This window comes from Nocardia sp. NPDC051321, assembly GCF_044455225.1.
In the GTDB taxonomy this organism is placed as follows: domain Bacteria; phylum Actinomycetota; class Actinomycetes; order Mycobacteriales; family Mycobacteriaceae; genus Nocardia.
Window position 1 is genome coordinate 321,941 of the sequence record NZ_JBITEM010000009.1, and the last position, 14,085, is coordinate 336,025.

A 14,085-nucleotide genomic window follows, 5' to 3' on the forward strand; every position below is an offset into this window, starting at 1 on the left:
ATGAGCATCGACATGCCCGAGGGCCTGCGATGGCTCAGTTACCTGTCGGGTGCCGCGTGGCCGGAAGGCGACGAGGACAAGATGTTCGCGCTCGCCGAAGACTACAAAACGGCGGCGGACGGTCTGGAAGCGCTGCTCGACCAGCTGCACACCGCGTGTGACGCCGCGACCGCCAGCTATTCCGGCGACGGCGAAGACAAGATGAAAAAGCAGTTCGGCATGTTCTTCACCGGCGACCAGTCGATCCCGAAGCTCGTCCAGTCGCTCCGGGGGATGGGTAAATCGGCGCGCGAGATGGGCGCCGAAATCGAGCACACCAAGCTGCAGGTCATCATCACGCTGGCGATCCTGGCCGCCGAGATCGCGTACGCCCTGACCACCCTGTTCGGCGCGATGATGGTTCCCGCCCTCGAGGCCGAAACCGCGGTCGTCATGACGGGGATCGGCCGCACGCTGCTCAACAAAATCGCGTCACACGCCCACTGGATCGCGCGGCAGCCGATGTGGAAGCTGGCCGGGATCAGCGCTGGGACGCAGGGCGGCCTCGGCCTCTTTACCGAGGCCCTGATCGAGAAAATCCAACTGGATAAGGGGCATATCGACGGATTCGACATGAAGCGGATATGGGTCGCGGGAGCGGTTGGCGCGGCGTCCGGTGCGGCAGCGGCACCCGTCGGCGCGATTATCGGTAAGGGCCTCGGCAACTGGATCGGCCGGGAGGGCATGACCTGGTGGAAGTCCGCGGGCATCGCGATCGGCGCCGGTGTCCCCGGTGGTCTGGTCGGTGCCGGCGCGGGTTTCGTCACCGGTGGTGTTCTTACCGGGGAGTGGGAGTTCGATCCGGCCATGCTCGCCGGCGCCGCGGGCGGCGGCATGCTCGGTGGTATACACGGCGCGGTCGGTCACATGCGGGGCGAGGCCATGCACGCCAAGGGCATCGGGACCGACGGCAAGATCGATCTGAAGATCTCCGACGGCAGTTCCATCCATTCGGTGCTGGAGAAGGACGGCAAGGATGGGCGCGGGGGCGCGGGCGGGCGGGCGACGGATAACGGCGGTTCCGAGAAACAGACCCGGTCGACATCGCGCGCGACTGGCGGCGAGAACGGCAACAACCCGTCAGCGGGGACGAAATCCGAAGTAACGGAGAAGAATTCGCGTTCCGGTCCGCCCTCGATGCAGGACAAGAACACCGCCTCGACTCGACCGGCTTCCGTGCGCACCGGCAGTATCTCGGCAGCGAGCGTGCTGCGGCCGCGCGCGGGTTCGGTCGGCGGGACCGGCTTCGACGGATCGACGTCGAAGGTTTCGGCGTCGACGACACCGAACGGCGCGTCGGCGGCATCGAACGGCAATGGTGTGCACCGGTCGTCCAGTGCGCCGCCACCGGTCACCCGCGGGTTCGGAGCCAAGCCGGAACCGGCAGCAGGTTCGACGTCCCCGTCGCCTGAGTCCCAGGGCTCGCGGGACTTCGCTCGTAACGGTGGTGCGTCGAGGAATGGGGGTTCGGTTGGGCCCGAAACACATTCGTCGGTATCCCGGAATTCCGGCGAATTCAACCCGCCGGGATCGCACGCCCGAATTCCCGACGGGTCCGAGTCGCATAGCTCGACCAGTCACCTTCGCGACGGGTCCGAGTCCCCCGCCTCGGCCAGGCACGAGCCGCCGCAAAGTCAGGCGGAGCCGCGACCGTCGCCCCGGGCCTCGTCTACCGACAGCGGGGCGGACTCGCAGAGCCGGGGCCGGTCCACGGATGGAGTATCGACGAATGGCACCCGGAGTGGCTCCGAAATCTCCACTCGGCCAACCACACCGGACTCCGAGCCGATCCGCGGACGGTCGGGAGCACCCATCACCTCGGCATCCGACGGCGAATCGCACACGCGGATCACCGCGGCACACAACGAGTCCGGCCCGGCCGGGCAACGTCCGGTCGCCGCCAGGGACGAACAGTCACCGGCCTCGTCACGGGCGGCGTCACCGGAGCGCACTGTCGGGCCCGCGGCTGGGGCGCGGCCGGAAAGCCCTGCCGTGCACCGCGTGTCCGGCTCGGAAGCCGATCCGGTTCGTACCAACCGCAACTCGGGCGATGATTCCCGGAGGCACCCGGAAAACGTTGTGCCGGAACGCAAAAACGGAACGGACGAGCCCGACAACCGCTCGATTCGACGGCCGCGGGTGCACCTGTCCGAAACAAAAGACGGCCCGGCTGTTTCCGAGCAGCCCCCTCGGCAAGCGGCCGAGCTGGCCGCGCACTCCCCCGCCGAGATCTACGAGCGGCTGCGCGCCACAGAAGCACAGGACGATCCCGGCCCGCCCGTTCGCCATGCGGCCGAGGATCCGATGGACCAGCGTGAGATAGACGCGCGACGTGCCCTGCGGGAATCCGACGATATCCGCAACAACCCGGAAGTGATCACGGCCCGGGAAAGGCTGAAGGTCGCGGAGGCGGAGTTCGAGGACAGCCGGCGGCTTCTCGACCACGAGGAGACGCCGAAGGAGGGAGCGCCCGCCGCCGCATTCCGGGAGCTGCGTGACGAGGCCGAGTCGCGGCTGGAGGCGGCGCGCGCCGAGCACGACGCGGCGCTGGATCGGGCCGTCGACGAGCGGTACCACGAATTGGCGGGCAAGCACCACGACGACATCGCGGTGGCCGACGCGCACAATGCCGCTGTCTATACCCGCACCGAAGAAGGTTTTACGCGAGAGATCGACAGTTTTCGCGAGACGCAGCAGCGGTGGGAGAAGAGCCAGGACGCCCTCAACGCGGCGTCGGCCAACCACGAGGCGCGGGCGGACAAGGAGCTGGTCGGCAGCATCCAGAAGGCGCACGGCCGGGTCATGGAAACAAACCAGGGTCTAGTGCAGGCCAGGCGAGAGTACAACGCCGAGGTTCGCGGGTCCGAGCCGCGCGCGGATCACCTCGAGGGGCTGCGCCGCGATATCGACGCTCGTGCGCGCCAGTTGCGTACGGAGCTGGTCGAACGTGAGGCCTTGCTGCAGGCCGCCGCGAAGCATAATGCCGATCTGAACGCGGCAAGGGCCGAGCGGTTTGTCCTCGATCCGAACGAGAAGCCGAGTGCCGCTAGCAGATTGATCCGCTGGCTGCAGTCCGATTCGGCCGGGAACGGCGCGACCGGACGGGTCGTGGGTGATCCCCGGCGCTTCAAGGCCGACGTGGCGCAACGAGTGCGATCGCTGCAGGAAGAATTCGGTGAACGGGACTCGACCGCACGGGCTGGTTCGTCGATGGCGGAGCTGAAACATCAGTTGGACATCGACACCGCCGCCTACCGCGCGGCGCGTGACGAGCTTGCCACAGTCGGGAAGGAGGTGATCCGCGAACGGAAGGAGGTACTGGACAACGCGGGCGCGGCGGACAAGGCGGCGTTCGACGCGGGATTCGCCAAACGCCGTCCGGCGTTCGACGCGATCGTGGCGAAGCGGATGGCGGCGACGGAGGATTTGCTGGACGCGGTGTCGCGCTATGAGCACGAGCTGTTGTCGCCGAAGCGGCCCGACGATCCGGTGGCGGTACCTCCGTCCGGAGAGCAGATGCGGAAGATTATCGCCGACGGTGAGCCGCACGAGCGGCTTGCCCATATGCGGACGTTCATACGGATGGCACATCCGGAAGGCTGGACTCCCAGGAAGAACCAGATGGAGGGGTATCTGCTTCAGGTCGCCAATATGGGCACCGGCACGGGCAAGGAGTTGTTGATGGCGATGCGGCTGGTCACCGACGCGATCGAGCACAAGACGGCGTATGCGACCACCAGTAGCGACAACCTGGCGTCGGGGATGGTCAAACTGGTCAAGTCGTTGACCAACTCCTCTCTCGGCGATCTTGGCGCGTCGGTCTCACGGATGACCGATGAAGGGCCGATGCCCACCGGTGGGGTGATCATCGGGACAAAGGAAGACTTCGAGTTCGCGGCATTGCGAAAAACGCAGGGAGTGCTCGATCGGATCACCGCGGCGGGGGCGCCGCCGAAAGAGGTGAACGAGCTGCGGGACTGGCTCAATAATGAGCGGCCCGGGCTCGACGAGATGAAGCACAAGCTGGACTCGGTCCTGGAGAAGTACAAGATCAAAGAGAAGTTCGAGCCGTTCCCGAAGGGGAAATACACCGGCGACGAGTTCGATGCCGCGAATTTCGACGGGCAGGAGGCCGTGCTGGCGCCCCGTGGTGGGGAAGATGAGAGCCCCGAGGTGGTGAAACATCTCGAAACGGTGTTCTATCGGGTGGTGGCGTCGGCGAAACTCCACGGCCTGACGGGCGCGGACTTCGGCAAGCCGGCTGGCACCCGGGGAATGTGGCAGGCGACGTTTACCGAATCCGCGATCGAGAAACTGAACCGGATCGGCGATGCCCCGGTGCGGTTAGCGGACGCCGAGCTGTATAAGATGTCCGCACAGGCGATTTGGGGCCAGCGGCGCAATACCGATTGGATCAAGTCGTTCGATCCGCACAACCCGAAGGATCCGGGTCGGACCGGGCTGCTGGCCTCCAATACCACCGACAAGCTGATGGTCGATCGAACCAAGGGCACCGGTGAGGTCCGGGAGAACCGGCTGCAGGGGGTCGGCCAATTCCTCGATATCCTTGCCGGGGTGCCGGTGCGGGCAAACCATCCCGAGGGCACGCTGTATCTGGGATTCGGCCAGCTCATCGGCAGCAGCTACCTGCATTCGCCCTCCGGGGTCTCCGCCACATTGAAGCACGTGGAAAACGCGCTGTATGACCAGCGCGGGATCGGGCCGGTCCCGGAAGTCAAGGCGTTCTACCGGGACAAGATCGAGTCCGAGGACCTGAATTTCGACACCAGGGAACTCAAACTCGAGGCAATGGGCAAGGAGTTCGTCACGAATCTGATTGCGCCGGACGGGAAGATCGAGCTGATCACCGACAACAACGGCACCGTCACCGGCGCGAAGCAGCGCGGTCGCCCGCACTGGGTAGTGATGACCGATAACCGTGACATCGCCGGCGACGACGTCCGTATCGTGCGCGGCGACGACGGTCGTGTCGTCGAGGAGATCGCGTTGAACTCCTGGAAAGACAAGCAACTGGAGGAATACGGGATCGTCGACTGGATCGACAAGATCACCGAGGAGCAAGTGCACGCCGAGGCGAAAGCCAAAGGGTTGCCGGTAGCGGAGAAGGTCAAACTCGAATACACCATGCGCGACGCGAGATGGTATGAGACGCACGGCAATGGGGTCGAGGCAGAACAGCTGGCGAACCAGCAGACCAAAGACTGGGGTCCACCGGGCAGTGCGCACATCGGGAACAAGGACGACGGACGCGGCAAGAGTGCGGTGCCCACGCCGGCGTCGGTCGAGCTGGGCGGGACGGTCGTGCTGTCCAGCGGTGGACCGGGACTCGGCGAGATTGTGCACATCCAGATCCGGGGCCGAGCTCAGCGCGGCGGCTCCGGGCCCGACCCGGAGGGAGGTTTCCCGGGTACCCACAAGCGCTTCATCGCACCGGGAGACTACGACGGTCCGGTGGCCAACCACGGTGTACGCGAGCAAGTCATCCGTTACCAGAACTCCGCCAAGGAACATCGAGAAGCGGTCGCCGCACACGAGACTCACGACACCCCCGAGACGCGTGCCCGGATGGACAGTACCGAGCATGCCCTGCAACAAGCCGAACAGAACCTCCGCGAGAATGTGGCCCCCGCGCTGCAGAAGTCGGTCGACGAATACATGCTGTTGCCCAAGCATGGCGCGGCTTACCACGCCAATGCCCCTCCGCTGGCTGGTCTTTTGGCGCTCGACAGTCTCGGACTGGCCCCGCCGGGAATGGACTTCACCGCACCGCCGCCCGCGGTGCAGCTGCCGGAACAGCAGATTGCGATACCAGAGCCGGATCGTAACGATGGCTCCGCCGATACCGGTATGCACCGCGACACCGATCCTGACGATGGCGCGAATACCCACGGCGACAACAACACTCACTACGACAGCAGCACCAACGACGACAGCGACACGCACAGCGACACCAGCAGTCATTACGACAGCGACTTCACCACCGACACCGATGTGCACAGCGACACTCACGACGACGCTCCCGGTGACGCTCGGAAGGTGCCGCCGACCGAGGTGGCGCCGCCTCCGGCGCAGGAGCTCACCAGCACCCGGAATGATGGCAACTCTGCGATAACCGCTCGACGTTCGCCGCCGAATACGTCGACCTTCGACGGTTCAGCAGATTCTCTGTCGCGCAACGGATCCAGTACGTTCGGTCGATCCGCAGCCTCCGGGCAATCGGTGTTCGAACCGCCGGTTGACGAGCCATATTTCCGTCCGCTGGACAAGATCTTCGACGCCGCCGACTCCTATTCGGCCGCACACCCGGATGTCCTGAATCCGGCGGTCCGGGACTCCGGTATCCGGCATGACGGCTTCCAACACGCGGCCGGGTCGTTGGATGGTGCCGCCGGTCTCGGCTCGGTCGCGCACTCCGACGACGAGGTACGCCTCGGCATGGAAAGCGATTACATTCCGGCGCAGGATCGCATCCGGGTCTTCCAGGACCCGGCCGAATTCCTCGGATATCTCGATCCGAGCGCCGGGGAGACGGGTAGCGAATTCCTCGCCGATCGACCTGGCACCGTCATCAGCATCCTCGACCTCGATGGAACGCTCCGGATCGTCATCGCCGGCCCCAATGAGTTCAACCTGCAGTACCGCAGCAATGACAACCCTGGCATCCCGCTCAACACACCCGTCATGCATGGCGCCGAAATCCGCGCCTTCCTGCACGATCACATCTACAACCAAGACCGCATCTTCAGCACCACCACCGTTCACCGCCCATCGACAGATCCCACCGAATTCACCACCCTGGCTGACCTCACCCACCAACTCAGCTACAACGACCTGCTCGCCGGTACCCGAATCCACCTGTCCGACAACACTACCGCCGTTCTCCGCACCGACGGGAAACTCGAGCTGCGCACCTCGGTCGAGTCGGAAATCCTCAACCCGACCCAATTCCTTACCCACCTCGCCACTCTCGACACTCCCTACGTCGTCGTCTACGCACCTACCCCCACCCAGTGGAGCGACGACTACCACGACCCGATCGCCGCCCTCGCCGACATGCTCGGCCGCGATCCCCAGCAGTTGAGCAACGACCTCGCCGAGTACCTCGACGCCCACCGCGACAACTACATCCACGGCATCACCAATCCAGGCATCGAAAATGCTGGGCAGCACAACGGATTTCACAACTACAGCACCGAACGAGCCCGCGCGCTCGACGAAGAAGTCTTCGCATTACGCAACGGCCACACCACCGACCACCGCTCCACCGCCCACCCCGGCCTCCCCTTCCGTCTCGAGGCCGCCGCCGACTACGCCAAGATCAACCTCGTCTACATCCACCTCGACGGCACCCAGCACACCCTCATCAACGACCCAACGCCCGGCGCCCAAGTCCACTATTTCCAGCAAAATCCGTACACCTACGCGACCACAGCCGCCCGCGATATCCACGCGACGATTCCCGGTGTCCCGCTCGCAACCAGCCAGCAGGCCGTCCTCCACCACATCGTCAAAGGCCGTACGAACCGGCAGATCGCCGAGGACTTAGGTCTTACCTACAAAGCACTCGAACTCATCCTGATCACGGCGGCCTACGACCTCAACCTGACCGCCCGGCCCAACCCCTTCATGCAACGTGATGAAATCGCCATCGCAGCTCATCGACAAAAGCAACTCGACTACCGCATCGTCAAAAATTTGCCCGATCCGACATCACTCCCAAAAACTGCCGCGCCCGCGACGATATCGCCAGATGACATTGAGCTCATCCAATACTACGCTGCTGGCTTCAAAAAATCAGAGGACATTGCCGAGTATCGCAAGGCGAACAGCAAAAAGACTGTTACCACCGCGCGCAGAGTCCGAGGCGTATGGGACCAAATACACCGGAAATTCGGCATCGAAACCACGGAAAACGGTCAACAAATCAGAGGTGATTGGCGCGAGAACCTTGCGGAGACATTGGCCTCGAGTTCCGACTACAACCTGCTCAGGCCGGACGACATCGACACGCACGCCAAAGCCGTACCCCAGCCGCAGTTGATCCTGGAGAACAGGGTTCTGCAGCACTTCGCCGCAGGATTCACCAGGCTCGCGGACATCCGTGCCCGCATGCAATTGGCCGATCCCAGTCTTACCGCACGCGCCATACGCACAGCGAGGGATCGTCTATTCACCCGCTTGAGAGTCCAGTCCATACGGCACGAGTCGGAGGAGTCGACTGCCGAAAGGGCGGTGACCATAGCCCATATCCTAGCCAGGCGGGGCGACCTCGACGCCGAGACCTTCGCCGCACTCAATACACCTTTGCCCGGGCGGGCTGCCCCAGTTGCGACCGATGGCAGCAGTTCGTACCACGCTCCCGTCAGTCCGGCAGGGCTCGGCTTCACCCACACCGAGATCACCACGAATCGCAGCAACGACTGTGTGCGACTCGCACTGATCGAACTCCTCGATGACGACGACACCACAGACTCCGTCGTCACAGTTCCCGCCGAACCCGCCGACCTCTCCGGACGCACCCGTCTGGAACTGGAAACCCACGCAGCAGCCCAACTACAACCGGTCCGCAACCACACCGAAATCCACGACCGACTCCGCACACTCGGACACGAACACAAAGCACTCGTCGTCGACAACTACAAACACCGCGCCCGCCCCAACCGCCACGGCATCGGCGGCCACGTCTACGTCATGCGAAACGTCAACGGCACCATCATGATCAAAGACCGAGCACTACGACGCAACCACCCATTCCCACCCCGACCACCACACGAACTCGCCTACACCCGCGCCATCTACTACACCCCCCAAACCCGCCCCATCCCAACCACCCGCCCCACCGCACGCCCAATCCGCAAACCACAACCACGCCTCGGTCTCGAAGACGACGACAGCGATCTCGAACCATTCATCCCGAACCACGACCCCACAAACCAAGGCCACATCGTCAACAGCGTCCGCGTATTCGACACCGACGCCGCAGGAGCCAGCTTCGGATTCCACCAACTACGCAACTGGGACGACCTGTCAGAGAACCAGCATCAATCATTCTTCGCCTACGAAGAATCGGTCATCGTCAACTTCGCACTGCGGTTCTATCCAGGACGAAACGCACGCGCCGACTGGCTGACCCGAATCGAACAGAACGCCGCACTCGAAAACGTAGTCGCTTACACCAACGGTCCCGAAGCAGACCTCACAACACTCAACAGCCGCTTCTACACACTACAAAACCAAAGCAGCCACACCCCCCTCGAAACACAAGAAATACAGGTTCTCAACAGCATCCTGATCAACCAGGACCCCGCCGCGCTATGGGAACAAATCCAAATCGACGGCCGCGACCACCGAACACTCGGATACCTATCCCAAGAACATTTCCAAGGCCGATACACACCCCGCCAACTCCTCGAACGACTGATCGAGGACCTCCACACCGCCACCCGACACCGGCTACCACTGACCGAACCCATCCGCGTCCTGCGAGCACTCGAAGACATCGACTTCCTACTCGACCGAAACGGCCACCCACTCAACGGACGCACAGACCTCAACGCTCTAACCAACGCACCCCAAACCGACCTCGGCCACATGTCCACCTCACTGACCGCCGAAACTGTCGACCTATACGGTGAACACCCCTACCTACTAGTCCTCGCGATCATGCCCAACACGCGCGGAACCTACATCGGCCACGACACCGCCCTCCCCTGGCAAAACGAACTCGTCCTCGCACGCAACACCAACTACGTGATCACCGGATACGACCACACCAACGGCATCACCAGACTATTCGGCCACACCACAACCACCGAACCACGCCTCGGTCTCGAACAAGACGACACCGACCTCGAACCATTCATCCCGAACTACGACCCCACAAACCAAGGCCACATCGTCAACGGGATACGTGTATTCGACACCGATGAGGCCGGTGCCGCCTATGGCTTTTATCAGCTACGCCGATGGGATGAGCTCTCGGGCGAACTGCAGAATGTATTGCACGCATACGAGGACACGCAGCTCGCCAGCGACGTACTACGCCAGTTCTCGGCTGAACAATTCGTCCAATGGTCCAATCGGGCCGGGCGGCACGCTGCGATCGAGGAACTGGTGACCGGAGCGCATGACGTGTACCCGGACGTCGACGATCTCGCGAACCGCCGGATCGCGCTGAGCACCAGGCCTTATCTCACCGAGAACGAAGATCGAGAGCTGCAGGCGCTGAACGATATCTTGAACAGCGACCAGCCGGAGTCCTACTGGGAGGAAATCGAGATCAATGCCGGGAGCTACCGGGTAAACGACGAGCATTGTCAGGAGTTCTTCCAAGTTCCGTTCGACGCCGAGGTCATTTTCGGCGAAATCGAGTTGCTCGATCAGGCGACGGACCGGTTGCTGCCACTGACCGAACCGATTCGCCTCGTGCGCTCACTGACGGACATCGATTTCCTGAACACCCTGGATGGTGGCACGTTGAGCGGACGGACGGATCTCGACCTGCTGTCGAACGCCGCCCAACTGGAAGTCGGCTTCCTGTCCACCTCGCTCGCCGCCGAGGGCATCCACCGCAACCTCGACCATCACTTCCGTATGGAACTCGTAGTTCCACCCGGTACACGCGGAGTTTATATCGGCTCGGACGGCCACTATCCACACCAGAACGAGCTGGTATTGGCACGCAATACCAGCTACCGGATCACCGGATACGACAGCTCCAACCCCAGGATCACCGTCTTGTACGGTTACGTCGAACTCGCCCCCGAGCCCCGCCTCGGCCTCGAAGTCATCGATGAGGAAGTTGTCCCGCCGCGACCGGCGACGACCGATCCCGGTCCGGCGGTGCCGACTCAGCAACCGGCGCCGGTGCACGGTCCGGCCACTTCCCAGCCCGGAAGCGGACTCGGCCTCGACGGCAACGCCCGCAACATCAAAGTCTTCCCCAACCCCCTTCAGCTGCTCGCCGAAATGGACATGGCTCTTGTCCTGGAGACCCGACTCTTCCCGCCCGGCACCGGCATTCATCTCGTAGACCCTCGAACGACACTGCTACTGAACGTCACCGACGACGGCGGTCTGCAGCCACACCTTCGTTACCATCACTACACGGATCCCGCCGCCGCGGAACACCTGCCCGTCTTCCACGGCGACGCCGCCTACTACGGCGACACCGCCAGGCAGCTCATCCACGCCCACATCACCAACCCCGACCGCGCTGTCACCATTGCCGTCGTCCATTACCCCACTGCCGACACTTCGGGACCGACCACTCGCACCACCCCGATCGGGCAAGACCATTACCCGATCCTGCTCACCGGCTCCCGAATCAACCTTCCCCGCAACGCCACCGCAACCGTCTTCCCCGACGGCAGGATCGCATTCGACACCGTCGACGGTTCGCAAACGGTCGATGCCGTCGAATTCGTCGCCTACCTCGAAACTCTCGATGCCCAAGGTGGCGTCACAATCCACCCGCCCACCCCCACCGACTGGAGCGACGACCAGCACTCACCCATCACCGCCCTCGCCCACACACTCGGCATCAACAATTTCGGCGACCTGCAGCAGCTGCGCGATGGTATCGCCGACCGCCTCGACGCCGACCGCGACAAATTTGTCCATCTCATCACCAACGACTACATCGACGCCGAACAGGCTCTCGAAAACCATCTCCGCCACCAATTCCACACCAGCCCCACCCCGCACAGTCCAACCATGGTCCACGCCGAAGTCGCCCGCCGTGCCGAATTCGATCGCCGCATCGACCGCGCGCGCCACGAAGCACTCAGCCATGAAAATACCGCTATCCGTAACGGCCACGCCACCAATAACCGCTCCACCATGCACCCGGGCCTCCCTTTCGTATTCCATGCCGCCGAATACACCAAAACAAACTTCGTCGTCCAACACGGCACCGCCCGGCACACCCTCATCGTCGACCCGGCTCCCGGCCAAAAAGTCCACCACTTCCAGAAACGACCTGACGGCCAGGTCTATCAGCACGCACAAAAGCCCGATAGAAGCCCTTACGTCACCACAATCATCGGACCCACTTTCACACTCCTTCAGAAAGCGATCTTCGAACACCAGGCCGCCAATTGGAAATCAAATAGAGACATTGCTGCGCATCTCGCACGTATCGAATTTCCTGGAATCGACGAGAAGTCGATTGATGACGCGATAAATGGTAGGGCCGGTGCCAACCGGACGCTTGGAGCGTCCGACCGCCGGTCCGCAATGACCGAATTGGCCAAGTGGCGTGTTCTCGACGAATCCGCTGTGGACAACGCCCGCCGGTCGTGGCTCCAATTCTATTGGGCCGACATCGCCACCCATGCCACTGACGCCACCGTCGATAACCTCATCCACCAACTCCGCCACCCCACCCTGCCCACCAACACCCGAATCGATCTCCCCGACCGCACCATCGTGACCGCCCGCGCCGGCGGCGTAATCGAACTCAGCACCCCAGCCGGGCCGCGGACCCTCACCGTCTCCGCGTTCCTCGACCATCTCGAAACCCTCAGCACTCCCGACATCACCATCCACACACCCACACCGATCCATTGGAGCGACGACCAGCACCCACCCGTCACTGCCCTCGCCCACGTACTCGGCATCTATGACCTCGGCCCGCTACAGCAGCTACACCACGTCATCGCCGAGCACCTCGCGGCCGACCTCAACAGGTACGTCGACCTCATCACCAACGACGACATCGACGCGCTGCGAGCCCAAGAAGACCATTACCGACGCCAAATCCCCGACGACGACCTCGCCGACCCCGACATGCGCAGTGCCGAAAACGCCCGCGCCGACCGAATCCGTGACCAGATCACCGCCGCACGCCGTGCCGCACTCGACGACGAAATCGAGGCAACCGCCGCGGGCCGCACCACCAGCAACCGGTCCACTACATATCCCGGCGTGCCGTTCGTGCTCCACGCTGGTACCGACCGGACCGTAAAGAACATCATCATCCGGCGCGGCGCCATGCAATACACCCTCACACCAGACCACACTGTCGGCGCCACCATCCACTACCTCCGGCAACGCCCCGAAAACGCCACCTATCAACACGGGCAAGCACCCGACGAAACGCCCTACGTCGCAGCAATTTTCGGGCCTGTACGCACACACCGGCAAAGAGCGTCCGGTGAACACCGCGAAGACGTCGGGACAGTCTACGAATCCGACCCAACCGGTGGCCCGAGGAAGGTGGTGCTACGTTCGGATAATCAGCTGAAGATCCTCGAGAGCTTTCAGGCAAATCGCTTCAAGAGCGAGGACATTGTCCGCCACCACAGTGGTTTGCTCAGTCTGCGCCAAGTAGAAAAGGCGAGGAGCGGACTATTCACAGCCCTCGGAATCGGCCCTATCGCTCGCGGCGAGTCACCGATCGATCGTTGCAAAAAGGCGGTGGACGAAGCCAACCGGCTGATTGGCCAAGGTTTGCTCTACCACATCTCCGGCGCCCCGATCACAACGTTGCTACCCGAATCGGCAGCATCAGCACAGACCGATGGCAGTAGTGCCTACCCACGCATCGATCAGACACCGGCAACCCCCAGCCCGTTTGTTGTGCAGCCCCGACACCAGGTACCCCAACCGGCTGATGATTGCGCCTTGCTTGCATTGCGTTATGCGGAGATGTTGAACCCGCTCATCGATTTCCTGCCGCTCGGGCGTCCGATAGGATTGGCCGGCTGGTTTGCAAGTCAGTTCGAAGCCGCTGCCGGTGGACAGTTGCAGCGAATCGAGCCGGGAGTAATCGGCAGTCACCTGATTGTTGCCAACCATTTGTTCGAGTCGGGTCCTGGTTCTCTGACGTTTGTCATCGATCGCCACCTCAGCCCGAATGAGCGTGGTATAGGTGCGCACACCATTGTTTTGTACAACTTGGAAAACCTGATCTGGGTGCACGATCCCGCTAGCGGGGTTGATTGTCTCTTCGAGGACTACGTCTTCCCGTCCAGTCGCGCGACTACCGCCATTACGTATACGCCCAGTGGGCAGGTAGGTATC

1 protein-coding gene (running past one end of the window) is annotated in these 14,085 nt (G+C 62.9%); it reads left to right on the forward strand.

The window, feature by feature from the left end; all coding sequences use genetic code 11:
• Positions 1–14,085 carry the 5' end (the start) of an ADP-ribosyltransferase gene (locus ACIA8C_RS23380; RefSeq protein ID WP_397137989.1) on the forward strand. It continues 22,143 nt past the right edge of the window, so 14,085 of the gene's 36,228 nt are visible here — the first part of the coding sequence; the start codon lies at positions 1–3; its stop codon lies beyond the right edge, outside the window.